The 26,402-nt window shown below is 58.2% G+C and carries 24 protein-coding genes; 16 read left to right on the top strand and 8 right to left on the bottom strand.

All coding sequences use genetic code 11. The annotated features are described in order from the left end of the window. Window positions 1-116 precede the first annotated feature (116 nt). Window positions 117-419: an Asp-tRNA(Asn)/Glu-tRNA(Gln) amidotransferase subunit GatC gene (gene gatC / locus WM42_RS01155; RefSeq protein WP_061922076.1), complete on the top strand. Its 303-nt coding sequence runs from the start codon at window positions 117-119 to the stop codon at window positions 417-419. Then, a complete protein-coding gene (gatA, locus tag WM42_RS01150) occupies window positions 419-1,903 on the top strand; it encodes an Asp-tRNA(Asn)/Glu-tRNA(Gln) amidotransferase subunit GatA (protein WP_062035247.1) in 1,485 nt (494 codons plus the stop codon). Before gatC ends, gatA begins: the two co-directional genes overlap by 1 nt. 7 nt (window positions 1,904-1,910) lie before the next feature. Here gatA and WM42_RS01145 read toward each other — a convergent pair whose 3' ends face one another. Further along, window positions 1,911-2,234: a hypothetical protein gene (locus WM42_RS01145; RefSeq protein WP_062038997.1), complete on the bottom strand. Its 324-nt coding sequence runs from the start codon at window positions 2,232-2,234 to the stop codon at window positions 1,911-1,913. A 49-nt stretch (window positions 2,235-2,283) separates the two neighbouring features. On the opposite strand from WM42_RS01145, the gene WM42_RS01140 reads away from it, so the two are divergent. Continuing rightward, complete coding sequence (locus tag WM42_RS01140) at window positions 2,284-3,672, top strand: DHA2 family efflux MFS transporter permease subunit (RefSeq protein WP_062035245.1); 1,389 nt, start codon at window positions 2,284-2,286, stop codon at window positions 3,670-3,672. 10 nt (window positions 3,673-3,682) lie between these two features. Further along, on the top strand, window positions 3,683-4,714 hold the full coding sequence (locus tag WM42_RS01135; protein WP_062035243.1) for an ATP-dependent 6-phosphofructokinase: 1,032 nt from the start codon (window positions 3,683-3,685) through the stop codon (window positions 4,712-4,714). 55 nt (window positions 4,715-4,769) lie between these two features. Here the strand turns inward: WM42_RS01135 and WM42_RS01130 are convergent, their stop codons facing one another. Continuing rightward, a complete protein-coding gene (locus tag WM42_RS01130) occupies window positions 4,770-5,579 on the bottom strand; it encodes a DUF4261 domain-containing protein (RefSeq protein ID WP_062035241.1) in 810 nt (269 codons plus the stop codon). Window positions 5,580-5,714: 135 nt separating this feature from the next. Between WM42_RS01130 and gatB the strand changes: the two genes are divergently transcribed. The 3 genes from gatB (at window position 5,715) to WM42_RS01115 (ending at window position 9,944) form a co-directional block, all read left to right on the top strand. Then, on the top strand, window positions 5,715-7,232 hold the full coding sequence (gatB, locus tag WM42_RS01125) for an Asp-tRNA(Asn)/Glu-tRNA(Gln) amidotransferase subunit GatB (RefSeq protein ID WP_062035239.1): 1,518 nt from the start codon (window positions 5,715-5,717) through the stop codon (window positions 7,230-7,232). A 119-nt stretch (window positions 7,233-7,351) separates the two neighbouring features. After that, window positions 7,352-8,347 (top strand): NAD(P)-dependent alcohol dehydrogenase, encoded by a 996-nt coding sequence (locus WM42_RS01120; protein ID WP_235591282.1) that lies wholly within the window; start codon window positions 7,352-7,354, stop codon window positions 8,345-8,347. A 166-nt stretch (window positions 8,348-8,513) separates the two neighbouring features. Further along, complete coding sequence (locus WM42_RS01115) at window positions 8,514-9,944, top strand: YkvI family membrane protein (RefSeq protein WP_062035237.1); 1,431 nt, start codon at window positions 8,514-8,516, stop codon at window positions 9,942-9,944. A gap of 5 nt (window positions 9,945-9,949) precedes the next feature. Here WM42_RS01115 and WM42_RS01110 read toward each other — a convergent pair whose 3' ends face one another. Continuing rightward, the gene (locus WM42_RS01110; RefSeq protein WP_062035235.1) at window positions 9,950-11,224 is read right to left on the bottom strand and encodes an Nramp family divalent metal transporter; all 1,275 of its coding nucleotides are present in this window, start codon (window positions 11,222-11,224) and stop codon (window positions 9,950-9,952) included. A gap of 151 nt (window positions 11,225-11,375) precedes the next feature. Beyond that, a complete protein-coding gene (locus WM42_RS01105; protein WP_062035233.1) occupies window positions 11,376-12,041 on the bottom strand; it encodes a LysE/ArgO family amino acid transporter in 666 nt (221 codons plus the stop codon). Between the two features lie 70 nt (window positions 12,042-12,111). Between WM42_RS01105 and WM42_RS01100 the strand changes: the two genes are divergently transcribed. Next, a complete protein-coding gene (locus tag WM42_RS01100) occupies window positions 12,112-12,996 on the top strand; it encodes a LysR family transcriptional regulator ArgP (RefSeq protein WP_062035231.1) in 885 nt (294 codons plus the stop codon). Here WM42_RS01100 and WM42_RS01095 read toward each other — a convergent pair. Then, entirely contained in the window at window positions 12,950-14,041 is a 1,092-nt protein-coding gene (locus WM42_RS01095; RefSeq protein ID WP_062035229.1) for a glutathione S-transferase family protein, read from the bottom strand. The two genes, WM42_RS01100 and WM42_RS01095, sit on opposite strands and share 47 nt — an antisense overlap. 176 nt (window positions 14,042-14,217) lie before the next feature. On the opposite strand from WM42_RS01095, the gene WM42_RS01090 reads away from it, so the two are divergent. The 3 genes from WM42_RS01090 to WM42_RS01080 all read left to right on the top strand — a co-directional run bounded on the left by WM42_RS01090 (window position 14,218) and on the right by WM42_RS01080 (window position 16,025). Continuing rightward, on the top strand, window positions 14,218-15,159 hold the full coding sequence (locus tag WM42_RS01090; protein ID WP_062035227.1) for a DoxX family protein: 942 nt from the start codon (window positions 14,218-14,220) through the stop codon (window positions 15,157-15,159). A 97-nt stretch (window positions 15,160-15,256) separates the two neighbouring features. Beyond that, window positions 15,257-15,712 (top strand): hypothetical protein, encoded by a 456-nt coding sequence (locus WM42_RS01085; protein ID WP_062035225.1) that lies wholly within the window; start codon window positions 15,257-15,259, stop codon window positions 15,710-15,712. Then, on the top strand, window positions 15,705-16,025 hold the full coding sequence (locus WM42_RS01080; RefSeq protein WP_062035223.1) for a transcriptional regulator: 321 nt from the start codon (window positions 15,705-15,707) through the stop codon (window positions 16,023-16,025). The genes WM42_RS01085 and WM42_RS01080 overlap by 8 nt, the downstream gene beginning before the upstream one ends. Here WM42_RS01080 and WM42_RS01075 read toward each other — a convergent pair. From WM42_RS01075 to WM42_RS01065, 3 genes are all read right to left on the bottom strand, one after another. Beyond that, window positions 15,980-17,248: a glycosyltransferase family 87 protein gene (locus tag WM42_RS01075; protein ID WP_062035221.1), complete on the bottom strand. Its 1,269-nt coding sequence runs from the start codon at window positions 17,246-17,248 to the stop codon at window positions 15,980-15,982. The two genes, WM42_RS01080 and WM42_RS01075, sit on opposite strands and share 46 nt — an antisense overlap. Window positions 17,249-17,327: 79 nt before the next feature. Next, entirely contained in the window at window positions 17,328-19,181 is a 1,854-nt protein-coding gene (gene ilvD, locus WM42_RS01070) for a dihydroxy-acid dehydratase (RefSeq protein ID WP_062035219.1), read from the bottom strand. Between the two features lie 16 nt (window positions 19,182-19,197). Beyond that, window positions 19,198-19,770, bottom strand: coding sequence for a PH domain-containing protein (locus tag WM42_RS01065; RefSeq protein WP_062035217.1), 573 nt, complete (start codon window positions 19,768-19,770; stop codon window positions 19,198-19,200). Between the two features lie 415 nt (window positions 19,771-20,185). On the opposite strand from WM42_RS01065, the gene WM42_RS01060 reads away from it, so the two are divergent. From WM42_RS01060 to WM42_RS01040, 5 genes are all read left to right on the top strand, one after another. Further along, on the top strand, window positions 20,186-21,979 hold the full coding sequence (locus WM42_RS01060) for an acetolactate synthase large subunit (RefSeq protein WP_062035215.1): 1,794 nt from the start codon (window positions 20,186-20,188) through the stop codon (window positions 21,977-21,979). After that, the gene (ilvN, locus tag WM42_RS01055; RefSeq protein ID WP_062035213.1) at window positions 21,976-22,500 is read left to right on the top strand and encodes an acetolactate synthase small subunit; all 525 of its coding nucleotides are present in this window, start codon (window positions 21,976-21,978) and stop codon (window positions 22,498-22,500) included. The genes WM42_RS01060 and ilvN overlap by 4 nt, the downstream gene beginning before the upstream one ends. A 91-nt stretch (window positions 22,501-22,591) precedes the next feature. Then, a complete protein-coding gene (gene ilvC / locus WM42_RS01050; protein WP_062035210.1) occupies window positions 22,592-23,605 on the top strand; it encodes a ketol-acid reductoisomerase in 1,014 nt (337 codons plus the stop codon). A gap of 98 nt (window positions 23,606-23,703) precedes the next feature. Continuing rightward, entirely contained in the window at window positions 23,704-25,497 is a 1,794-nt protein-coding gene (locus WM42_RS01045; protein ID WP_062035208.1) for a GmrSD restriction endonuclease domain-containing protein, read from the top strand. Beyond that, entirely contained in the window at window positions 25,445-26,401 is a 957-nt protein-coding gene (locus tag WM42_RS01040) for a hypothetical protein (RefSeq protein WP_062035205.1), read from the top strand. The genes WM42_RS01045 and WM42_RS01040 overlap by 53 nt, the downstream gene beginning before the upstream one ends. Window position 26,402: the final 1 nt, after the last annotated feature.

Genomic DNA, 26,402 nt, shown 5'->3' with positions numbered 1-26,402 from the left:
TCGCGCGTAGGTGATCGGGGACCGGTGCTGTGTCGGAACCTGTTCGTGCAGTACCATGGTGCGATAGCTACAAGCATGTAACCAATCACGTCTGTGTATTAAAGGATGGAGAACGCGTGTCTGAGATTTCGCGTGAAGAGGTCGCGCACCTGGCTAAGCTGTCGCGCCTCGCGCTAAGCGACGAAGAGCTGGAGCAGTTTGCGACGCAGATCGACAAGATTGTCGATTCCGTGTCTGCCGTGGGTAAGGTCGACGCCGAGGGCGTCGAGCCGATGTCCCACCCGCACTCCGTGGTCGCTCCGATGCGTGAGGACGTCATCGTGCGCACCCTGACCGCCGAGCAGGCCTTGGATCAGGCTCCGGCTGCTGAGGATGATCGTTTCGTAGTACCGCAGATTTTGGGTGGAGGAGAAGAATAATGTCGACTTTCATTGCACCTGAAGAGGGCATCTTAAGCCTTTCCGCTGCGGAGCTGGCGGATAAGATCCATTCCCGTGAGCTGACCTCCCGCGAGGTGACGCAGGCATTCTTGGATCGCATTGCGGAGACCAACGACGAGCTCAACGCATTCCTCTACGTCGGTGCGGAGCAGGCGCTGGCTACTGCCGACGCCGTCGATAAGGCGCTCGATGCAGGCGAAAAGCCGGCCTCCGCACTGGCTGGCGTTCCTCTGGCTCTGAAGGACCTGCTGGTTACTACCGACGCCCCGACTACCGCAGCTTCCAAGATGCTGGAGGGCTGGATGTCTCCTTATGACGCAACCTTGGTCACCAAGCTGCGTGAGGCGGGCATCCCGATTCTGGGCAAGACCAACTTGGACGAGTTTGCAATGGGTTCCTCCAATGAGAACTCCGCGTATGGCCCGGCCCATAACCCGTACGACACCGAGCGCACCCCGGGTGGCTCCGGTGGCGGTACTGCTGCGGCTCTTGCGGCAGGCCAGGCGCCGTTGGGCATCGGTACCGATACTGGCGGATCGATCCGTCAGCCGGCAGCGCTGACCAATACCGTCGGCGTGAAGCCGACCTACGGCACGGTTTCTCGTTATGGCCTCATCGCTGCTGCTTCTTCTCTGGATCAGGCTGGCCCCACCGCCCGCACGGTTCTGGATACTGCGCTGCTGCATGAGGTTATCGCTGGCCACGACGCATTCGATGCAACCTCCGTGGATAAGCCGGTCGCGCCGGTCGTGGAGGCTGCTCGCGAAGGAGCAAAGGGCGATCTTACTGGCGTCAAGGTCGGCCTCATTAAGCAATTTGAGCGCGACGGCTGGCAGCCGGGCGTCATGGAGGCTTACCACGCAGCGGTAGAGCAGCTTAAAGAACAGGGTGCGGAGATTGTCGAGGTGGACTGCCCGCACTTTGATGATGCGCTGGCCGCCTACTACCTGATTATGCCGTGTGAGGTTTCTTCTAACCTGGCGCGCTTCGACGGCATGCGCTATGGCCTGCGCGAGGGCGACGATGGATCGCACTCTGCAGAAGAGGTTATGTCCTTGTCCCGTGCGGCGGGCTTTGGTCCTGAGGTCAAGCGCCGCATCATGCTGGGCACCTATGCGTTGTCCGTGGGTTACTACGATGCATACTACCTGCAGGCACAGCGCGTGCGTACGCTGATTGCGCAGGACTTTGAGAAGGCCTTCGAGAAGGTCGATGTCTTGGTTTCCCCGACCACCCCGACCACCGCATTCAAGCTGGGCGAGAAGGTTGAGGATCCGATGGCCATGTACAACTTCGACCTGTGCACGCTGCCATTGAACCTCGCGGGTGTGTGCGGCATGTCCGTGCCCGCCGGCATGGCATCTGATACCAACCTGCCGACGGGCCTGCAGATCATGGCCCCGGCCTTCGCAGATGACCGCCTGTACAAGGTCGGCGCTGCCTACGAAGCTGGCCGTAAGTAGCTAGCTTTTACTTCGCGTCTGAGAGGACGTAGGAAGCACCCGCGGAGGCCGCCGTTACGCTCAGCACGGCGGGCCACGCGCCAATCTTCTTGGCCAGCGGGTGCGAGGCGCCGAATGCGCCTACATAGAGTGCGGACAGGGCAGCGGTGGTAGCTGGGTTGGTCTTTTCCAACCAGCTGCGGCCGGCCCAGATTCCCGCTGCACCGAGGATGACGCCGCCCAACGGGCGAATGCCGGTCTCCTTGGCGCTGAGCCAGCCACCGATGAGGCCAAAGGTCACGGTGGTGGCGGTGGATACTTGCTGAGGTTTCTTGATATCGATCATTGCCATGACGGCCAGTTTAGGCCCGTGTCGGTGGCTGTCGCTAGACTTCGCAATCATGAATGTGCCCACTTTTGAAGCTGAAGGATTGCCACCAGAGCGGCAGGCGTGGCGGGCGATGTTCGCCTTGTCGCTGGGCTTTTTCGTGTCATTGCTCGATCAGTCAATGATCGCAGTTGCTTTGCCTAGCATCCAGAAAGGGCTAGGTGCCTCTATCAACGAGGTGCTGTGGGTCTCGGCTATTTATTTGTTGGGCGTGGTCGTTCCATTGCTGTGCACGGGCCGTCTGGGAGACATTTTCGGGCAAAAGCGAATGTTCCAACTGGGCGTGAGTGTATTCGGTTTGGGTGCGCTGGCCTGTGCTTTAGCGCCCAATATTTCGGTTCTGATTGCTGCCCGTGCGCTGCAGGGCGTCGGCGCCTCGTTGCAGATGCCGCAGTCGATGGCTGTCATTAATCGCGTCTTTGCTCGTGAGCGGCGGGGACGTGCGCTTGGCGTATGGGGAGTTATTGGTTCGGTTGCTTCACTTTTGGGACCTTTGCTGGGCGGATTCCTTGTTGGTGGCTTTGGCTGGCCGGCAGTGTTTTGGGTGCACGTTCCTTTCGTGGTTGCGGCAGTGGTGCTTTCGGCCATGTGGGTTCCGGCGCTTAAGACCACAGCGCGCAAGGTCGACGGCGTTTCGGTGGCGGTGTCCTTTATTGCTTTGAGCGCCCTCGTGTTCGGCATTCAGCAAGGCCCTGAGACTGGCTGGGATGGCTGGATTTGGGCACTGTTGGCCGTAGGACTTGCAGGTCTGGGAGCTTTTGTGTGGTTGCAATCTCGAGCTGGCAGCGAGGCTTTGGTGCCGCTGCGGCTTTTCGACGACCGCAATTACTCCGCGGGCAGCTTCGCAATCGCTGCTATGGGCTTTATGGCCGCGTCGATGATGCTGCCCATCATGTTGTGGCTGCAGCAAGACAAGGGGGTTGGGGCGGCAACTGCAGGAGTCATCGTGGCGCCGATGGCAATGGTGTCTTTATTAATTTCACCGGTGGCGGGGATCTTGGCGGATCGCCTGGACCCGCGGCGGTTGGCGATTACCGGTTTCGTGATTATGGCGGCGTCGTTTAGCGCGGCGCTTGTGGTGATTAACCTAGATTTCGGCGCGTGGTGGATGTGTGCGCCGATTGCTGTGCTGGGCTGCGGGCAATCCTTCATCTGGGGCTCGAATGCGGCGACCACTATGCGCGACGTACCGCCGGATCTAATGGGGGCTGCTTCGGGCGTGTACAACACCTCGCGCCAGGTGGGCTCGGTCCTCGGCGTCGCGGCAGTTTCGGCCGCACTTCAGGCGGCGGGTATTTCTGCAGCACTGTTCGTCATCTTAGCGGTGCTTGTAGTCGGTGGGCTGGCTTCCTTAAGCTTTCGGGACACCCTGCACGGTGCGAGCGAAATTATGAGCGGGTAAGTTGGAACTCATGCGCCTTGCTGTAATTACCTCCGGCGGCGATTGCCCCGGCCTGAATGCTGTTATCCGCGCGGTTGTTCGCACCGCTTCCAACGAATTCGGTTCCACTGTCGTGGGCTACGAAGATGGTTGGGTAGGCCTGATGGAAGATCGCCGGCGAGATCTTTATGACGATGCCGAGATCGATCGCATCCTGTTGCGTGGTGGAACCATTCTGGGTACCGGTCGTCTGCACCCAGATAAGTTCAAGGCTGGTTTGGATACCATCAAGGCAAATATGGAAGACGCTGGCGTCGACGCGCTCATTGCTATCGGTGGCGAGGGCACGCTAAAGGGAGCGAAGTGGCTGTCCGACAATGGCATTCCGGTCATTGGTGTACCAAAGACTATTGACAACGATGTCAACGCCACCGACTACACCTTCGGTTTCGATACGGCAGTTTCCGTCGCGACCGATGCAATTGACCGTCTGCACACCACCGCAGAGTCGCATGACCGCATCCTCATCGTGGAGGTCATGGGCCGTCACGTGGGCTGGATTGCACTGCACGCGGGCATGGCCGGCGGCGCGCACTATACGGTCATTCCCGAGGTGCCTTTCGATATTGCCGACATCACCAAGGCGATGGAACGCCGTTTCCAGATGGGCGAGAAGTACGGAATCATCTGTGTGGCTGAGGGTGCGTTGCCGAAGGAAGGCACCATGGACTTTGAAGAGGGCGGAGTGGATCAGTTCGGTCACCAGACCTTCAACGGCATTGGCCAAGTCATCGGCGATGAAATCAAGAAGCGTACGGGCTACGACGTCCGTACCACCGTTCTTGGTCACATCCAGCGTGGCGGTACGCCGACTGCCTACGACCGCGTTCTGGCTACCCGTTACGGCGTGCACGCAGCTCGTGCTGCTCACGATGGCAAGTCGGGCATGTGCGTGGCGCTGCACGGCGAGAGCATCGACCTGGTTCCGCTGGAAGAAGCCGTGGGCAAGCTCAAGACGGTTCCGCCAAAGCGTTATGCCAACGCCCAAGCGTTGTTTGGCTAGATAGGACGCAAATAAAAATGTCACCTCGCCTGTGAGGTGACATTTTTCGTTTTGCCTAGAAGTGAATGCGAAGGGCGGGCACGTCGGCGTCGACAATCCACGGCTCCGCAGTGATGCGAATCGGGGGTTCGCCCTCCGCGAAGGCCATGGTGTCGCCATCCTTTAAGGTCGCGCCTTGTTGGGCGTAGTCAGCAATGTTGGCAAGCATGGAGTACAGCTCGTCGGGGCTGCCCTGGAAGTCGCGGATCTGGAGTTCTGGGTGGCCGAGCATGGGCATGCCCAAAGTGTAGGCCTGAAGGCCGTTGTCGTCCTGTGCCACCCAAGTGGACGCGAGGTAGTGTGCGGGCAGCTTATCGGCCACAGCTTCAACGTAGTTTTCCGTGCTCTCGGCCACGCGGCCCACGGAGTTAAGGACCGCAATTGCGCCGGGAGTCTGGGCAATTGCCGACGTCGCAAGGCCTAACGTGACCAGCTGGTGCAGGCGGGCCTCGCGGGTGTTTTTGATGAGTTCGAGGCGCTCGTTAGAGGGGAAGACGTTGATAAGGACCATGCACGCGATGTCCTCCCAGCCTGCAGGATCGCCGGACAGAATTGGGTGCTGATGGAAGGATGGATCACCTTCAAGGTCTGCTCGAGTTGCTGCGGCCGGAGTAAACGCGAGGGCATACTCGTCGTTGATTTCTACGACCAAGGATTTCTCCGATTGCTCCAGCGGTCCGAGGTTCTCGCCGAAGGCTTGTGTAATCATGGACTTCATCGCTTCGGTGTCGGGCGCGCTGTCGAAGAACACGAGGGAGGTGGCCAGAGACGTGACGAGGCCATAGTCAACAGCGTGTGGGGTTCCTTGTGGGGAAGCGGTGGTCATTGAGGGCTCCTTAGCTGTTTGCGGCTTGCTTTCGCTGTAGTTTCGTTTTAGTTGTGCAGTGGTTTCGGGCGCGCGCCGCCCAACCGTATCGACCATCCTAGGGGAATGCATGCGCGTTCGTGGCTTCATACTAAGATGGCACCCATGACTGCTGCGATTTATGATCTGATGGACTACGACGAGGTCCTGGAGAAGTTCGAACCAGTAATGGGTATGGAAGTTCACGTCGAGCTCAATACCCAAACCAAGATGTTTTCCACATCGCCGACGAACTTCAACGCAGCGCCGAACTCGAACGTCGACCCAGTGTCCTTGGGCCTGCCAGGCGCACTGCCGGTAGTCAACTCTGCCGGCGTCGAGGGTGCAATCAAGATTGGTCTTGCGCTCAACTGCAAGATCGCTGAGTCTTCTCGGTTCGCGCGCAAGAACTACTTCTACCCGGACCAGCCGAAGAACTACCAGATCTCTCAGTACGACGAGCCGATCGCGTACGACGGTTACCTGGATGTCGTTCTGGAGGATGGCACCGAGTGGCGCGTTGAGATCGAGCGAGCACACATGGAGGAAGACACCGGCAAGCTGACCCACATCGGTGGCGCTACCGGCCGTATCCATGGTGCGACGAGCTCCCTGGTGGACTGTAACCGCGCCGGCATCCCGCTCATCGAGATCGTCACCAAGCCGATCATCGGCGCTGGCGAGCGCGCTCCTGAGGTAGCCAAGGCTTATGTTTCCGCTTTGCGCGAGCTGGTTGCGGCTCTTGGCGTTTCCGATGCCCGCATGGACCAGGGCTCTATGCGCGTGGACTCCAACCTTTCGCTGCGCCCGGTGGGCCAGGAGGAGTTCGGCACCCGTACCGAGACCAAGAACATCAACTCCCTGAAGTCCGTCGAACAGGCAGTGCGCTTCGAGATGCAGCGCCAGGCTCAGGTCATCACCGATGGTGGCGAGATCGTCCAGGAGACCCGCCATTACCAGGAGGCGGATGGTTCCACCTCCAAGGGACGTCCAAAGGAGACCGCTGAGGATTACCGTTACTTCAACGACCCGGATCTGCCGCCGGTTATCGTTTCCCGCGACTGGGTTGAGGAAATCCGCAAGACCTTGCCGGAGATGCCGTGGATTCGCCGCGCTCGCATCCAGGAAGAGTGGGGCTTGAAGGATGAAGAAATGCGTGACCTCGTCAATGCTGGCGCGCTTGATCTCATCGTCGCTTCCTCTGAAGCTGGCGCGAAGCCGGATGAGGCACGTTCCTGGTGGGTTTCTTACCTGGCGGGTAAGGCAAACGAGGCTGGCGTGGAGCTTAGCGCTCTCGATATCACCCCGGAGCAGGTCGCGCGCGTTATCGCATTGATCAACGAGGGCAAGCTGACCAACAAGTTGGCTCGACAGGCTGTCGACGGCGTGTTGGCGGGCGAGGGTGACGTTGACGAGGTCGTCGCTAAGCGCGGGCTCGAGGTTGTGCGTGACGACGGCGCGATTGAAGCCGCTGTTGACGAGGCTCTTGCCGCTAACCCGGACATCGTGGAGAAGTACAAGGCTGGCAACACGAAGGTCACCGGCGCCATCGTGGGTGCCGTCATGAAGGCCACCCGCGGCAAGGCAGACCCAGCGCAGGTTAACAAGCTGATTGCGGAGAAGCTGCAGGGTTAATTGAGTTTTGGGAGCCATTTTCATTAGGCGCCGGTAATGAAAACAGGCGTAGGGTGGTTCCCATGCCAATTTAGACTAAAGCACTTCAGAAGACCTCTCCCGATGCACCATTCAAGGTCGTGGAAATCGAGCGCCGCGACCCGCGCGAGGATGATGTAGTTATTGACATCAAGGCCGCGGGTATCTGCCACTCCGACATTCACACCATTCGTAACGAGTGGGGAGAGGCTCACTTCCCGCTGACCGTCGGTCACGAGATTGCGGGCGTCGTATCCGCAGTGGGCGAAAAGGTCACCCAGTTCAAGGTTGGTGACCGCGTCGGTGTCGGCTGCCTCGTCAACTCCTGCGGCGAGTGCGAGCAGTGCCAGGCCGGCATGGAGCAGAACTGTCTGAACGGTTACGTTGGCACCTATAACTCTAAAGACGTCGACGGCACCATTACCCAGGGCGGCTACGCGCAAAAGGTCGTTGTTAACGAGAACTTTGTTCTGCGCATTCCAGACGGGCTCGACTTCGACGTTGCCGCACCGCTGCTGTGTGCAGGCATCACCACCTACTCGCCCCTGGCGCGCTGGAACGTCAAGGAGGGGGACAAAGTGGCTATCGTCGGTCTCGGCGGCTTGGGGCACATGGGCGTCCAGATTGCTGCTGCAAAGGGCGCAGATGTCACCGTGCTCTCCCGTACTTCCCGCAAGGCAGAAGAAGCGAAGAAGCTTGGCGCACACCGCACGCTCGCAACCTCTGAGGAAGAGGACTTCTTCAGCAACCACCGTGGTGAGTTCGACTTCATCCTCTCCACGATTTCGGCGCAGTACGATCTTGAGGGATACCTTGGGCTGCTGAAGCCACGCGGCATTATGTCCGTGGTTGGCCTGCCACCGGAGGCAATGTCGCTGAAGCTCAGCCGAATTGTGGGCGGCGGTAAGGTCCTTACGGGCAACAACATCGGTGGCATCGGCGAGACTCAGGAGATGCTCGACTTCTGTGCGGAGCATGGTTTGGGTGCAGTCATCGAGAAGGTGAATGTAGACGAGGTTGACGCAGCTTACGATCGCGTGGTCGAAGGTGACGTCAAGTTCCGATTCGTAATTGATACCGAATCGTTTAATAACTAAATACTTCTCGGGTTTCCACAGGTCCGGGCGCTTTTCTATCGAGCCTATTTTTCAGGTTTTAATGGATTGGCGCCCGGGCGTTTGTGATTTGCGGGCTACGGTTGCGTATTCTTGATCGAGGCTATCGTCTATTAAATCGTCTAATTAGTAAGGCAATCAGACACACGTGTCTACCAAAAATATTCTGTCCATTTCTTTGTCCTTCGTGGGACTGCTCGTCGGTGCCGGCTTTGCAACCGGCCAGGAAGTCGTGCAGTACTTCACGTCCTTTGGCCTATCTGGTGTGTGGGGAATCATCGTTGCTGGCATCGTAATGACGCTGGCCGGCACGGTCTTCCTGCAGTTGGGTAGCTACTTCCATGCCTCAGAGCACAACCAGGTATTCCGTGAGGTCACCCACCCAATCGTTTCCAAGTGCCTCGATGTGGCCGTTATCTTAACCTTGTTTGCGGTCGGCTTCGTGATGTTGGCAGGCGCAGGTTCCAACCTAGAGCAGCAGTTCGGCTGGCAGGCTTGGGTGGGCTCACTGCTCATGCTCGTCATGGTCATGGGTGTGGGAATGCTCGACGTCAACAAGGTCTCGAAGGTCATCGGTATGCTCACGCCAACCATCATCATCGCGGTTTTGGGAGTCGGCATCTACACGTTGATGAACATGCCCGCTGATCCGGGTGCCGCTATCGCAGCTTCTGCTGAGATCGAGTCTCCGATCTCCAACTGGTTGGTTTCAGCGCTCAACTACAACGGCCTAGCTTTGATTCTCGCGGTGTCCATGTCCCTGGTTATCGGTGGCGATAACATCAGCCCGCGCGAAGCAGGCTGGGGCGGCGTTGTCGGCGGCATTCTCTATGCGGTCCTGATGGGAATCGCAGGCTTTGCGCTGCTGATGAACACCGATATGCTCGGTGACTCTGACATTCCGATGCTGACCTTGGTTGACTCCATCCACCCAGTACTGGGCGTCATCATGGCAATTATCATCTACCTGATGATCTTCAATACCGCTATCGGCATGTTCTACGCGCTGGGTAAGCGTCTGTCCGCTGGCCATGAGGACCGTTACCGTCCGATCTTCCTGGCGGGCTGCCTGGCAGGCTTTGCGGTTTCTTTCGCCGGCTTTAAGACTCTGATGCAGTACGTTTACCCGGTTCTGGGCTACATTGGCTTCATTCTGGTGGTCATCTTGGCCGTTGCGTGGCTGCGTTCCCTTGGTCAGATCAGGGATGAGGGCATGCGCCGCGAGCGCATCCGCGCCCTGATGCACCTGAAGCTGCACCCAGACAAGGAATACGACGCTGCTCGTTACGATGACGAAATCGGCCAGCACATCGTTGACTCCAACATGGAGGACGAGGCACTGTACGAGGATCTGGCGACCGAAGTCGCAGAGAGCCTAGACGGTGACGAGGAGGTCGACTTCGATAAGGGCGAGTGGGAAGAAAACCGCAACGAAGCGACCTACTACACCGAGCGCGACGCTGTAGAAACAGATCGCACGGAGGAAGAGATCAAGGCTTGGCTCGAAGAAACGGGTGCCTCCGGAGATCCGGAGGAACCCGTTGAAGAAGCTACCGAAGAGGCAGAAGACGCGAAATAGCTGAACTAGCCGCCAACGAAGATCTTGATGAGCTCGTTGACGCAGATATACACAAACGCCGCCGAGATAATGGCCATCAACGTGTTGACGAACCAACCGTTGCGCCACTCGCGCGGCGTGTGCCTTGTGTTGAGCAAGATCAATAGGGTGAGGCCGAGGAATGGCATGAAGAATGCGCCGAGGACACCATAGGAAATAACGAGTGCCGTGGGTTTGTCCAGGAAGAGCAGCAGCATCGGTGGGAAGGTAAGCCACAAGACGTACCAGCGGTAGTACTTGCCACCCATCTGCGTATCGGGGTGTTCCTGAGGCAGCTTCTTGATGTGCCCAACGTAGTCAGCAAACATTATGGAAACGCCGTTCCACACGCCAAGAACGGAAGACAGCGCGGCGGCCCAGAATCCAATCAAGAAGACCGGTGCCATGAAGCTGCCATAGCGGTCACGGAGCACGTCAGCCAGATCAAGTAGTCCCTTATCGCCTTTGGAAACAGCGATGTTGGCCGAGTAGAGCAAGTCGCCGCCGATGATGAGCATTGCAGCAACAAATATACCGGTGACCACGTAAGCCACGGTGTTGTCAAGGCGCATGACGCGCATCCACGGAGGGGAGTCCCAGCCTTTCTCATGCAGCCAGTAGCCATAAGCGGCAAGTGTGATTGTGCCACCCACGCCACCGGCAAGAGAGAGCACATAAACGAATGAGCCCTCTGGCAGCGTTGGAACCAAGCCCTTGAGGATTTCTCCGATGTTGCTTAGCGATAGGCTGGCGATTCCCACTACGGTGAGGAACATGACGCCCACCAAGACGGCGATGATCTTCTCGAACATTCGGTATTGGCCGGCCCAGGTTAATCCGAATCCGATGAGGCCGGAGATGACGGCCCAAGCTACGAGTGGGACTTGCGGGATGAGCGCGTGGAGAGCCATGCCGGTGGCGCTCATGGCAGCGGCACCGTACACAAAACCCCAGATGATGATGTAAGGGGCGAAGTACCAGGAGGTCCATTTACCGAGGGATGACCAACCATGGAACATGGTGTTGCCGGTGGCCAGGGTGTAGCGTCCGACGCCCTCGACCAAGACGATCTTCATGATGGTGCCCGCAATGCAGGCCCAGAGAAGCGCGAAGCCGTACTTCTGACCGGCGATGAGCGTGGCGACCAGGTCACCAGAACCAACGCCGGTAGCGGCGGCGACGAGGCCAGGTCCGATTACCTTCCACTTTGGTACGTCTGTATGCCCACTGGCGGGAGGTGATGAGGATGCGGGGGTACTCATGGGTGCGCCTTCCTGTAAGTCAAAATGTACTACAGGTCACAATAGAGTAGAGCCCGGCGCTCTGGTGTGGTTTTGAGCACTCGACTTTGTGGCAGGGCGGCTTCGGCGCCCCTGAGTGCGACTAGTGAAGATGCGACTAGTGAAGGTGTGATTAGTGGAGCAGGAGCTTGGTTGTCAGAATCATCATCACGCAACCGATAGCGAAGTTCACATAACGCCATGTGATGGGCTTTGCAAGCACAGGCGAAAGCTTGAATGCTCCATAGCCCAGGGTGGGGAACCACACGGCACTGGCCAGCAGCGCGCCGGCGGCAAAAAGCCAGCGCTGCTGGCCATATTGCTGTGCAATGCCGCCAAGCATGACCAATACGTCAACGTATGTCAGGGGGTTGAGCCAGGTCAGTGCCATCGCTCCCATAACGGGCTTTAGCCAGGTGCGTGACTTAAGGCGGGGCGCGGTTATGACGGCAGTAGAGCCGTGGACTGGCCGTGGCTGCACCGTGGGCTGAGTGCTTTCGACGACGAGTGCCTCTTGTTCCTTCTTGAAGGCATCGCGGAAGCAGCTAAAGCCAAAGTAAAGCAGATAGGCCGCACCTAGGTACTTCATGATGACTAGGCCGGTAGGGAACTTCTCCACGAGGACGCCCATGCCGCCGACGCCGGCATTGATCAGGATGACGTCGCTAAGCAAGCAGGCGAGGATGATGGCGCCAATGTGATCGCGTTTGACACCCATCTTGATGATGTACGCATTTTGGGGGCCAATGGCGATGATCAGAGATAGGCCGAGAAGGAAGCCTGCGAGCAGAATTGACATGAGATTTAGTGTGCCTAAGCAGTGTTCTGAAGTCTAGTTAATGATTCTAAAGCTGATTTAGAATAGCTTCATGAACCCGGTGCATTTGGAAACTTTGCTGGTGATTTTAGAAGAGGGCAGCTTTGAAGTTGCGGCCGCAGTGTTGGGAATCACGCCTTCCGCGGTTAGTCAGCGCATCAAGGCGCTTGAGCAGAAGACGGGCCGCATTCTTCTGCATCGCTCCACGCCTGTTACGGCAACCGAGGCGGGGGAGATTTTGCTGCAGTCGGCCCGGCGCATGGCGTTGCTGCAGGCGGAAACGGATGCCCGTCTGCAGGCCCGGCTGGCTCGCGTGCCACTTACCGTAGCGGTCAATTCAGATTCCTTGGCCACGTGGTTCAAGCAGGTGGTGCGCGACGTCGCCAAGCGCGGCGAGGTGGCGCTGCGCATCCGCATTGAAGATGAAGCGCGCAGCCTGGCCATGCTGCATCGCGGCGACGTGCTGGGTGCGATCACCCGCGAGCATGCGCCGGTCTCCGGCTGCGAGTCGACCTACTTGGGTTCGCTGCGCTATTTCGCGGTGGCGGCCCCGAACCTGGCTGAAGGGTTTGAGTCATGGGAGACAATGCCGCTGGTGGGATATGGCCCCAACGATCAGATTTTGGACGATGCGATGCGCGAGCGATTTATTGATTCGCATGTCATCCGCGCGCGGGTCTCACAGATTCCTTCTTCCGAGGGCTATCTCGACGCTGTGCGTTACGGCCTGGGATGGGGTCTGGTCAGTGAGCTGCAGGCGCGGCCGCTTATCGACGCCGGGGAGCTTAAGGTCTTGGATGATAAGCCGATGGACATCGATCTCTACTGGCAGCGCTGGCGCCTGGAGTCAGAGATGCTCGAGCATCTCACCGAGATAGTGGTTGCTGCCTCTAGTGTTTTGAGGCAAGTGCCTGCTGGAAGGGCTCAGGATTCTTAATCTCTTCGCCAGCAGGGAGTGGTCCTGGAAGCTGGGTGCCTGCAGCAAAAGGCTGACCGTCAAAGCGCTCGCGGTCATGTGGCTGCACGAGCCAATCCATATTGGGGCCAACCGGGACAATCTTGGTGGGGTTGATTTCGGTGTGGACCATGAAATAGTGCTGCTTGATCTCAGTGAAGTCGGTGGTATCACCGAATCCCGGAAGCTGGAAGAGCTCCTGCAGGTAGCCGCGGATGTTGGGCATTTCCGCCATCTTGGCCCGCGAGCACTTGAAGTGGGAGTAGTAGACGGGATCAAATCGGATCAGCGTGACGAAAAGGCGGATATCGGTCTCGGTGATGTGGTCTCCGACCATGTAGCGCTGGGTTCCCAAGCGCTTTTCAACCCAATCGAGCGCCTCCCAGAGGTCTGCGTATGCCTTTTCGTAGGCATCCTGGGAGCCGGCGAAGCCGCAACGGTACACGCCGTTGTTGATGTTGTGGAAGATATAGTCGTTTAGCTCTTCAATTTCGGCAGCGTGCTCGTCCGGGTAAAGATTCGGCGCACCGGCGCGCTGGAATGGTGTCCACTCCTTGATGAAGTCGCGCACCATGGAAGAATAATCATTGGTGACCACGCGCTTCGTTGACTCTTCGACGAGCGCAGGGACCGTGATTCCACGTAAGTAGTCGGGGTAGCGGTTGAAGTATGCCTCCTGAAGGCGCGCGATGCCGAGGACCGGGTCTACTTCGCCCGGATCAAGGTCGAAGGTCCAGGAGCGGATGTCATGGGTGGGGTCGGCCAGGCCCAAGGAGATGGCGTCCTCGAGCCCCATGAGGCGGCGGGTAATGACGGCGCGGTGTGCCCATGGGCAGGCGCGGGCGGCAATCAGGCGGTATCGTCCGGACTCTAGTGGCCAGTGGAAGGTGCCGTTATCTTGGGCTGTAACCTCGCTAACCCGGCCGGAGATCCTGTCTTCGATGTAGTTGGTATCGCGGATAAATTCGCCGTCGGGTGAGGCATTTTTAGCGTCGCCGGCCCAGTCGGCTTTTGAATTGGTGCTCATTTCGAGTGGCCCTCCAGTGGTCTGCGCAGTTTTGTATACGTGTCAACAAAGTTTATTTCTCGATGGTACATCCTTTAAATGGAAGTGGCCAAGGCGTCGATAAAAATCTATGGCTAGCCCGCGCCGCGCCGTGTGATGTGCAACATTTGCGCTGGGTGCTGCCCTAGGTTTGAAGTATGAGCGATAAGAACGTACCCGATAAAGCAACGAGCTTCGACGACGATCTCGATATCCCGACCTATAACGCCGACGCGAAGGCTGAAGAAAAGCCCACCCGGTCCCGCTTGTTTAAGCGTGCCGGCCGCGCTGAGCCGCAGGAGATTAAGCCGAACGCGCAGACTGTGCCAGAGGCGGCCCTTGAGGAGGAAGAGGCTACTGAAACCCGGCAGTTTGAGACGCCGCGTGCGGAGGAGCCAAAGACGGAGAAGGTGGAGAAGGCGGAAGAGGTGCCGGAGCCTGCCTACGATGATGAGGACTTTGCTACCACTGCGATGCCGGCTAGCGCGGCTGACCTCGATGAGGATGAAGAAGTAGAGGATGAAGTTCCGGCTGAGACCAAGGAAGATGAGCAGGTACGCCGTGATGGCTACCGCGAGTATGGTCGCCGCGGAACCATTGACTTTGGTCTGCTTTTCGTGCGTATCGCGCTGAGCGCTTACTTGCTTATCGCCGGTGCAACCACCTTCTTCAAGCTCGGTGGCAGCGAGGGGCTTTCTGGCTTAGAAACGGACTTTGCTGATTATGCTTTCGCATCCCCGCTGGCTATCGCGGTTCCGACGATGCAGCTTATCGCTGGCGCCTTCTTGCTGCTCGGCTTAGTGACTCCTTTTGCGGCAATGATTGGCCTCGTTGTTACCGGCTTTATGGCACTGCACGAGCTGGCTGCCTCCGGCGCTGGCCTGGATATCTTCAACTGGCCGGATTCCGTCTGGTTGTCGCTGGTGCTGTTCGTTATTGCGGTGGCACTGCAGTTTACCGGCCCGGGCTTTATCTCCTTCGATGCAAAGCGTTCTTGGGCGCGTCGCCCACTGGCTACCTCGTGGATCTTCGTGGTCATCGGTATCGCCGTGCTGGTAGCGCTGTGGTGGTTCGGCGCCGCTGTTAATCCACTGGCCTAAATCGCTCTTTAGTTTAGGAATCCGCTGGCTCGCATTGGGCTGGCGGATTTTTTAGATCCCCTTGATTTCCATAGTGGAAAGTGTCATAGTTTCTTATATGGAAAACAAACAGACCTCGGATGATGTGCTCGAAGCATTGAACTTCGAAGCGCAGATAAACGAGCGGGCGAGCCGCAAACAAACTTTTCTCTATTTTCTGATTGCGATTTTTGGAGCCGGTTCGATCGTCGCGATGAATCTTCTCCCCAAAGGAGCACCCTCGACAGCTTTTTTGGTGGTCTTTTTGGTTGTAATATGCGCCATTGCGATTGTTGTGGAGCGTAAAAAGAAGACGCGCCCCGCTCTGCGCCAAGATCCCTTTAACCAGCCCAAGGCGGATAAGCGCTATTGGTTGGGCGTGTTCATTATGCTAAGCCCGATTCTTTTCAACCCGTTTATTAAGGGCAATGTCGTTGCGGTGGTCGTTGTGGCCGCGGCCTGGGCGTGCGGAGCTTTTTGGGCACTGCAAAGCGGTGCGCTTGATCTGCAGAAGCGAGCAGTGGGCAATGCCTGAGCTTAACCCCGTTATTCACCCGATTAACCGCTTTAAGATTTGCGCCACGCTCAATGCTTATGGCGCGGCGGATGCCACGATGCGCATGGAGATGCGCTTTTCCTCGCTGCGTGATGAGACGGGGCTTTCCGACGCCACGCTGTCCAAGCAGTTGAATACGCTAGAGGAGGCAGGGTTGGTCAGCCGCTTTAGGGAATATGGTTCCTCGCGGTCGAAGGACACCGTGTGGGTGATGCTGACTGCCGAAGGCCGCGAGGCCTTTGCAAATCATTTGGAGGCTCTGCGCGAGATGGCAGGCGAGGCCGCAACGTAGCGCAGGCAGTAGGCAAAGAGCGCTACTGCGATGAAGGTGAGCCAGACGAAGTCGTCGACCAAGAACTTCTGATAATAGGGCTGGCTGTGAACGTCGATGGAATCGCCGAACCACCACTTCGGCGGGACGGACACAACCATGGCGATCCACGCCGTCATTACCGCGAGGAGAAAGCCCGCAACCCAAGTGTGGTTGCGCCAAGTCCATGCGCGGTAGGTAAAGACCGGGATGATAAGTGCCAGCCAGATCCAGTGGTGTGACCACGAGACGGGGGAAATCAGCAGCATGACGAGGGCGGTGACCAACTGGGCGTCGACAAGCATGTTGCGTTTCAAAAGAGCCAGGATAAGGCGTGCGCCAATCACAACCACCGCGAGGGAGCCGACCAACCAGATGAGGTTGATCAGGGTGCTGTTGTTTTCCATTGCCTCCGTGGAGGTATAAAGGCGCTGGACCACCGCCTTGAGCGAGCTATTGGACTGATAATCCGTGGCCACGCCGAAATCCGCGCCGGAGCCCATGTCGAGCAGCTTAGAGGTGAAAAACTCCTCGAAGGCCTGCCAGCGCACTGCGCCGGCGATGAGGGTGGCCGCGGTTGCTGTGCCGATCGCAACGAAGATCGGCTTCAGTTCTTTGCGCAGCAAGAAATAAAGGAGCATCGCCAGCGGAGTAATCTTGATGGCGGCAGCCAAGCCGATGAGGATGCCCTGCGGCAGAAAACGCTTGCGGGGCACCAGATCGAGGACGACCAATGCCATCACCACGATGTTGACCTGGGCAAAGCCATTGTTGAGGCGAATCGGCTCAAAGGCCAGGGCAGCCGCCCAACACAGCGCAACGACGGGCAGCAACAGGTCTTGACGCTTTAAAATCGCGCGGAATACAAAATAGAGGCAGACCAGAAGCAGCAGGTCTGACAGGACGTTCATGATGTCGCCGGCTAGATCGTGGGTGATCCAGTCGGGCGCAGTAAGCGGTACCATCGCGAGCGCGCCGAAAGGTGGGTAGATAAAAGGCAGCGCAATGTCACCGGCCATCATTGGCTCGGAGTAGAGCGAACGTCCCTCGATGTATGCCTTGACGCCTTCGCGGTAGATCACCATGTCGATGGGGAAATCGGTCATACGCGTGTGCTTGACCATTCCAATGGTTCCGGCAATTAGTCCGAAGAGGGTCAGCGCCCATTTGGCCGCCGATGCAGTCGTAGTATTCGCGGATTTCATCGGAATCAACAATAGGACACTTTCGCCCATGCGCTGCGTAGGACGTGGCGCATGGGCGAAGTTAGTGTGATGATTTGGGCTAATTCACGTGTCCATCGACCACGCGGACCGCGCCGCGGTCGGCCGAGGTGGCCATCGCCGCGTAGGCACGCAGTGCCTTGGTCACGGGGCGATTGCGGGAGACGGGCGTCCAGGGTTTTTCGCGGGACAGCTGCGCTTGGCGACGGCGCTCAATTTCTGCCTCATCAATGTCCAGGGTGAGCTTGCGCGCGTGGATGTCGATGGAAATCTGATCGCCATCTTCGACCAAGCCGATGAGTCCACCGTGTGCGGCCTCCGGGGAGATGTGTCCGATGGAGAGTCCGGAGGTGCCGCCAGAAAAACGACCGTCGGTAATCAGCGCGCATGCCTTGCCGAGACCCGAGCCCTTGAGGAAGGACGTCGGGTGCAGCATCTCCTGCATGCCGGGGCCACCGGAGGGGCCTTCGTAGCGGATGACGATGACATCGCCAGCCTTGATCTCGCGGCGCAGGATGATGGAGACGGCTTCTTCTTGAGACTCCACCACGCGGGCCGGGCCGCTGAACTTCCACAGTTCTTCCTCGACACCCGCTGCCTTGACGATGGCGCCATTCGGAGCGAGGTTGCCGCGCAGGACCACGAGGCCGCCGTCGGAGGAGTAAGCGTGCTCTGCATCATGGATGCAGCCATTGGCTTGGTCGGTATCCAGCGACTCCCAGCGGTTGGATTGGGAGAAAGGTTCGGTGGTGCGCACGCCACCCGGTGCGGCGTAGAAGAGCTCGCGCGCCTTGTCTAGAGCCTTGTCGTTACGGATGTCCCAGTCGTCGAGCCACTGTTCAGCGTTGTCGTAGAGCGCGGTGTGCACCTTCAGGTTGAGGTGGCCAGCGCGACGCAGCTCACCAAGGATGGCGGGGATGCCGCCGGCACGGTGGACGTCCTCGATGTGGTAGGTGCCGTTAGGCGCGACCTTGGACAGGCACGGTACGCGGTAGGAGATCTCGTTGATGTCCTCCAAAGTGAAGTCCACCTCGCCCTCCTGTGCTGCGGCCAAGGTGTGGAGGACGGTGTTGGTGGACCCACCCATCGCCATGTCCAGTGCCATGGCGTTGCTAAAGGCTTCCTTCGTTGCGATGGCGCGCGGCAGCACGGAATCGTCCTCTTCGCCGTAGTAACGGCGACACATGTCGACGATGGTGGTGCCTGCCTTTGTGAAAAGCTCCTTGCGCGCGGTGTGGGTTGCCAGAGTGGTCCCGTTTCCGGGCAGTGCCAGACCCAAAGCCTCGGTAAGGCAATTCATCGAGTTGGCGGTGAACATGCCAGAGCACGAGCCGCACGTCGGGCACGCGGATTCCTCGATGGTACGTAGGTCGGAGTCTGATACTGCCTCGGATGCCGAGGCGGTGATGGCGGTGATGAGATCCGTCGGTGCGTGCGCAATGCCATCGACGACGACTGCTTTGCCTGCCTCCATCGGGCCACCGGAGACGAAGATGGTGGGGATATTGAGACGAAGCGCGGCATTGAGCATGCCCGGGGTGATTTTGTCGCAATTGGAGATGCATACCAAGGCGTCGGCAGTATGCGCGTTGGCCATGTACTCGATGGAATCGGAGATGATCTCGCGCGAAGGCAGGGAGTAGAGCATGCCTCCGTGGCCCATGGCGATGCCGTCATCAACTGCGATGGTGTTGAATTCCTTGGGCACGCCACCAGTGGCGCGGATTGCATCCGCTACGATGTCGCCGACGTTTTTAAGGTGAACGTGTCCGGGCACAAACTGTGTATAGGAGTTTGCGATCGCCACGATGGGTTTGCCGAACTCATGTTCTTGGGTGCCGGTTGCGCGCCAGAGCGCTCTGGCGCCAGAGGCTTGCCTGCCTACGGTTGTAACTTTAGAGCGCAGCGGATACATGGGGAGTGGGTCATCCTTACTTCTTAGTGCGACCAGCGTCTTTCTTGAGCTCCGGGTGCTTTGCTAGATGGCGGGCGTACTCTTCTTTGCTCATCAAGACTTGTTGGCCGTCACGGTGGACCACCACGACTTTCTCGTCGGCCGCCTCGCGCCCGGCAGTCAGGGCGTCGGGAATGCGGCCACGCGAGGCCTTAGAAAGCTCAGGTAGAGAATTGAAGGTGATGCCGGGAAGGGAGTGCTGCTTGCCCGACTTCGTGCGCGCAAAGGCGCGTGCACGCTGGAAGCCGATACCAGAGAACTCTTCCCAAGGGATGGTCTTGGAGCCTTTGAACGCGTAGCTAATGGCGATGCCTTTTTCGCTCACGCGGGTGCGAGACTTGAGAACCCACCAGATTCCGAGGATGGGGATCATGAGAAGCCATCCCAGGTATTTTGGGGCCCAACCGATGCTGAGCAGAGCGATGGCGGAGAGGAAGATAATTCCTAAGATGTGGTCGCGGGCGGGTGTGAATACCTTTGCCTGGGCATGGGTGGCCTGGGCGTCCGCGGTAGATGCGGAGTCAGCTTTCCGTGGGTGAGATGGCGTCATAGCTGCCTATGCTAATTCACATGGACAGCGCTGTGTAAACCGCCTCACCAGAACAATCCCATTTTATGGAACGCACATCCCAAAAATGGGGGTATTTGCCGCATCCTGAATACCTGTATGTGTATAGTAATTGCCATGATCATTATTCGACTTCAGCTAGTAGTACCGGCGCGGCGTTTGCCGCATCGAGTCGCCGAGCAACTTCTTTAGCGACGTCGAAAAGCAAACGCCCTCGTCAACTACCTACCAGGCAGTTGGAACGAGGGCTTTTGTTATTTCTGGTCAGCTTGTAGGCCTCGTCGCCGCACCCTGGGCGCCGAAATCTTACGGACTCCTCGCCACCCATTGGGGAGAAAACGCAAAGTAGATACCGAGACCAAGTAAAAGGAGCGCTTTAGAAGTGGCGACTACAAAAATGCCGACACCGGCAACGGTAGCTTCTGCAATGCAGGGGAAGCCGGAAACGCTAAGCGGCGCTGAGACCATTGTTCGGACCCTAGAGGATCTTGGTACTGAGATCGTCTTTGGTATCCCAGGCGGCGCAGTTCTGCCACTCTACGATGCGCTGAACCGTTCTGCGAAGCTGCGGCACGTGCTCACGCGTCATGAACAGGGTGCGGGTCATGCCGCTGAGGGATACGCGCAAGCTTCAGGGAAGGTGGGCGTTATGATCGCAACCTCTGGCCCTGGGGCGACCAACTTGGTGACGCCGCTTGCCGACGCCAACCTTGACTCCGTGCCGGTGGTGGCCATTACGGGGCAGGTGGGCACTGGGCTCCTTGGCACCGACGCCTTTCAGGAAGCAGATATCAGGGGCGTGACGATGCCGATTACCAAGCACAACTTCATCGTCACCGATCCGCAGGAGATCCCCACTGCCATTGCTGCGGCCTTTCATTTGGCGTCCACAGGTCGGCCTGGTCCGGTGCTGGTTGATATCCCTAAGGACGTGCAAAATGCGCGGGTGGCGTACAAGTTTCCGCCGGAAATTGATCTGCCAGGATACAAGCCCAACACCATTCCACACCCGCGGCAGATTGCGCAGGCCGCCCAGCTGATTGCTTCGGCGAAGGCGCCGGTGCTGTACGTCGGCGGTGGCGTAATCAAGGCTAATGCTGCGCAGGAGCTAAGGGAGTTTGCGGAGCTTACTGGTATCCCCGTGGTTACTACCCTCATGGCCTTGGGAGCATTCCCGTCTACACATCCGCAATTTTTCGGTATGCCCGGTATGCACGGAACTGTATCTGCGGTTGCCGCCCTGCAACGAGCGGATCTTCTGATAGCGGTCGGTGCGCGCTTTGATGATCGAGTTACGGGAGAAGTGGCAACCTTTGCTCCGCGTGCGCAGGTGATCCACGCTGATATTGATCCAGCCGAAATAGGCAAGATTCGTGCGGCCGAGGTACCCATCGTTGGCGATGCCAAAGAGGTGCTGATCCAGTTGCGGAAGGCTTTCGTTCGGGACGATCAATTAGCCGTGCCCGAGATTGGGGAGTGGATGACCTATCTGGTGGGGCTGCGAGAGCAATTCCCGCGTGGCTACGAGCCGACCCCGGATGGGTTGATGAATCCGCAATATGTGATTGAGCAACTCAGCGAGCTTGTTGGACCTGAAGCCATTTACTGCTCGGGAGTTGGTCAGCATCAGATGTGGTCGGCTCAGTTTATTGACTTTGAGCATCCGCGCACGTGGCTGAATTCTGGCGGCGCGGGAACGATGGGCTATTCCGTCCCTGCGGCGTTGGGGGCAAAGGCTGCCTGTCCAGATAAAGAAGTGTGGGCAATTGATGGTGATGGATGCTTTCAGATGACCAATCAGGAATTGGTCACTGCCGCCATCGAGGGGCTGCCGTTTAAGGTGGCCGTCATTAACAACGGCAACCTGGGTATGGTGCGCCAATGGCAGACCCTTTTCTATGACCGGAATTACTCGCACACCAAGCTGCGCGAACCTGACGAGTATCTGCCGGACTTTGTCCAACTGGCCAAGGCTCTTGGATGCGAAGCGATTCGAGTGACCACTCCGGAAGAGGTGGCACCTGCCATACGCAGGGCGCAGGAGATAACTGACCGGCCGGTGGTTATCGACTTCATCGTGGGGCACGATGCGCAAGTGTGGCCCATGATTGGCGGTGGCGCTTCCAATGAACAAATTGAATACGCGCGGGGTCTGCGCCCATTGTTTGAGAAAGCTGGGGAAGAAAAGTGAGTCAGGTAGCAACGAATGAAGTTACTCGCCATACCCTGTCGGTATTGGTCCAGGACATTGAGGGGATAGTCTCGCGCGTGACCGGTATGTTCACCAGGCGCGGCTACAGCTTAGTGTCCCTCGTCTCGGCGCGCACCGAAGTGGAGGGGATAAACCGGCTTACCATCGTGGTTGATGCCTGCGACGTCGTTATCGAGCAGGTGACCAAGCAGCTGAATAAGATCGTGCCGGTTCTCAAGGTAGTGGAGCTGGAAGAAGAGGCAAGCATCGCCCGCGCGATCATGCTGGTGAAGGTCAATGCTGACAACACGAACCGCCCGCAGGTTGTGGATGCGGTGAATATTTTTAGGGCCCGCATAGTCGACGTCGCGCAAGAGTCGGTTGTCATCGAGGCAACCGGTACGCCAGGTAAGCTACGAGCATTGCTCGACGTCTTGGAGCCGTTTGGCATCCGGGAACTAGCGCAGTCTGGTCACGTGGCGCTGGGGCGCGGGCCTAAGACTCTAGCCCCTTCCAATTAAGAATCTCATAATACGAACATTCAATCTCACGGTGTGGTACAAGTGGTCTTAGGTTCCACACCCACCATTGACACAGTAAGGAATTAAAGAAATGGCAATTGAGACTTTTTACGAAGCCGACGCTGACCTGTCCATAATCCAGAATCGAAAAGTCGCCGTCATTGGTTATGGCTCTCAAGGCCATGCGCACGCGCAGAACCTGCGCGACTCCGGCGTGGAGGTTGCTATCGGCCTGCGCGGGGAGTCTGTATCCCGAGAGCAGGCAGAAGAAGCTGGCTTCCAGGTCATGAGTAACGCTGAGGCTGCGCAGTGGGCCGACATCGTCATGCTGCTTGCTCCGGATACCTCGCAAGCGCAGATTTTTGCCGAGGATATTGCACCCAACCTGGAGCCTGGCAACGCGATCTTCTTCGGCCACGGACTCAATATTCACTTCGGTCTCATCAAGCCGGATGCGTCCATCACGGTCGGCATGGTTGCGCCGAAAGGGCCGGGTCATCTGGTGCGCCGCCAGTTTATCGACGGCAAGGGCGTGCCTTGCTTGATTGCAACGCAGCAGGACCCGCGTGGGGAAGGCCGCGATCTGACGCTTTCCTACGCTGCCGCTATTGGTGGTGCTCGTGCCGGCGTCATTCCAACGACGTTTAAGGCAGAGACCGAAACCGATCTCTTCGGCGAGCAGGCGGTTCTGTGTGGCTCCCTCGAGCAGTTAATTATGTATGGCTTCGAGACGCTGACTGAGGCGGGCTACGAGCCGGAAATGGCTTACTTTGAAGTCTTGCACGAGATCAAGCTCATCGTGGACCTCATTTACGAAGGTGGCCTGAGCGCCATGAATCACTCTATTTCTGATACGGCCGAGTTTGGCGGTTACCTGGCGGGTCCTCGCATCATCGACGCTTCCGTGAAGGCGCGCATGAAGGATGTGCTGACTGACATTCAGAACGGCACCTTTGTGCGACGCTTGGTCGCGAACGTTGAAGGCGGCAACAAGGAACTGGAAGATATGCGTGCCAAGGTTGCCCAGCACCCGGTGGAGGAGACCGGCGTGAAGCTGCGTGAGCTCATGAGCTGGGTGCAGACGCCGACGCAGAGCGGGTTCTAGAACACCATCGGTGTGGCTTTGATGTCTGAATGATTGCGAATATGTGAGATATATTTCTGGACGGGCAATGCCGTGTGAGCGAGGGTACTGTCAAAGTTATGGGTTTTACGACGCCAAGCTACGACCTCAACGACCTCTTCGCACGCATTGACCGCGGCGATATTCAGCTTCCGGACTTTCAGCGCTCATATTCCTGGGACGAGGATCGCATCCGTTCCCTCATCGTCACGGTGTTACGTGGATATCCCATAGGCGCGCTCATGGCGCTGGATACGCGCAACGAAACGATGCGCTTCCAGCCCCGGGCGCTTGCGGGCGCTCCCGATACCGGCGTCAACCCGGGACTTTTATTGTTGGATGGTCAACAGCGTCTGACCACGCTCTATCATTGCTTCCGCGGCAACGGCTCGGTTGCCACTACCGACTTCCGTTCGAAGAAGGTAACCCGCACCTTCTACTTGGACTTGCGCAAGGCCATCTCGCATGAAGTTATGCCGGATGAAGCGGTCTTCGCCGTCGATGAGCGCGGTGAGGTTTGCTCCCACTTTGCGCCGGCTATCGAAGGCGCCATCGTGGACCGTGAATCTGCGCTAGGTGCTTGCTGCATTCCGGTATCGGCGCTGCTGAGCGAAGAGGGCACCAGCATGCTCTTCGAGCTGGCTGCAGTCGGCGACGGCATCAACCGAGAGGTTGTCGCGGCCTTTAACAACCGCATCCTGCGTCCGCTTTCTGGCTATAACGTTCCGATGATTCGTCTTTCCCGCGAGACAGCGCAGGCGGGCATCGGCTCAATCTTTGCGCAGGCAAACTCCGCCGGCCTACAGATGGACGTATTCGATTTGCTCACCGCAGTCTTTGCTTCTGAGGATCCAAAGTTCCATTTGGCGGATGATTGGGCGCTTGTCGAGGCCGATCTGCGCAAGTGCGCGGCGCTTGACGGAATTGGGCGCACCGAGTTTCTTTCTGCGGTCTCGCTTTATGTTTCTGGGCAGAAGGGAGCGGCCGGCGGGCAGCGTGAGGATATCCTGCAGCTGTCACTGGACGAGTATAAGAATGCCTCGGCAACATTGCGCATCACCTTCCGCGAGGTCGCAGAGTTCTTGGCGGATCGCTGCATCTTGAGCCTGGAGCAGGTGCCTTATAGCGAGCAGATCATTCCGTTGGCCGTAATTCTGGCTCGCCTGGCCGGTCGTCGGGGCGTCTTGGCGGATAAGAAGTCCTGGGACCGTTTAAACCGTTGGTTCTGGAGTGGCGTATTTGGTGAGCTTTATGGCTCTTCAGCAGTTATGCTGCGCGCGGCACGCGACGTCGACGAGGTCACCGCCTGGGTTGCTGGCGATACCGAGGAGATGCCGAAGACCGTGAAAGATGCTTCGTTCCGCGAGTCCCGCCTGCTTTCGGTGGGCGAGCACGACGGAGTTTGGCACGGTCTATATGCGCTGCTCATGGCCCGCGGCGCACGCGATTGGCGCACCGGCACCGAATTTAGTCGCAAGACTTTCGAGGAGCTCAAGCCGGGTTTTTATCCGGTTTTCCCGCTGAACTGGTGCAAGCGTCATGGCATCAGTGACGTTCTTGCCAATTCCGTTTTGAACCGCACGCCGATGGGCAAGCGCACCGAGGTAGTTCTAGATGGCTATGCGCCGGAGCGCTACCTGCCGCGTGTACAGTCCAAGTCGATCATGGAAGATGCCGAGTTCGACGCCGTACTTTCCTCGCACGAGCTCAACATTGACCTTTTCCGTTCGACCAAGGCCGAGCAATTCTTCGTGGATCGACGTGAACGCTTCGTCGGCATCGTTGAATATGCGCTCGACAAGGAGGTAATCCGCGACGTTGATGAAGCCAACCTCTCTGGCGGCGAGGAAGGCCCGCGAGCTTTTGGGCGTTAAGAAGGTCCTCGCGGCGTCGTTAACCGCGCTGATGCTTCCCACGCTTTATGCATGCTCTGACATCGGGCGTGGGGAAAAGCTTGTCACGCCTGCGTTGGCGAGAATGGCTGACGAGGACATCGATCTAACCCGCGCGCATGCGGAGAACACGAACCGACTTATCGACCCGAAGTTCGTCGACAAAGTGACGGTGGTCCAGGACGAATGGGGCATCGAATCAGCGCGACTTTTCTTTAATAAGTCGCATACCTTGTTCGTGGCGGAAAATTCCGACGCGGCAAAACTGCGTTCGGCTTCAATTGCCATCGCGCAACGTGCGCCGATGGTGGTCTACGACGATTCCAACCGCAGCGAGATTCTACGCTTGGTTGACGACATCGGAGCTGGGCTCGTGGTTACGGTGGGTGATGTTCCCTTCGCCGATACTTTCCATCCGGGCCATGAGCACGAGCATCAATTTGTCCATGACCCGGGAAACACTAAGGCGCTGGGAGAATACACAGCCTATTCATTTACCTCGAAGGTGATCGCGGATCCTGCACGCATGGTCGAGGAAGTAGCGAGACTGGATGCAAACGACCGCTTCGAGTTGAAGGCGGCATGGCAGCCGCTGCCGCAGGAGATTACCCACGAGAAGATGCCGGCTATTCCTGGCCAGACCCGCAGGGACGGGCAGATGGCGCCGAACATCGTTGCCACGGCGCAGACTCCGCTGGTCAATGTTGCCAACGCCAACGCATATGGCGGCAGCATTCTGCTGATGCCGGACCCGGATCCCACGGCAACCAAGGTAGGCGCGGCCATGGTTATCGGTCTCGAAAACGGGCCGGTAGTGGCCCTCGGCCCCGAATTCGGTCAACCGAAAGAATTTAGCGAGAAAATCGCTCAAGGCTGGCAAGAATAAA

The sequence above is a fragment of the Corynebacterium simulans genome (assembly GCF_001586215.1).
GTDB classification, from domain to species: Bacteria; Actinomycetota; Actinomycetes; order Mycobacteriales; family Mycobacteriaceae; genus Corynebacterium; species Corynebacterium simulans.
This window is presented reverse-complemented; position numbering and strand designations above follow the sequence as displayed.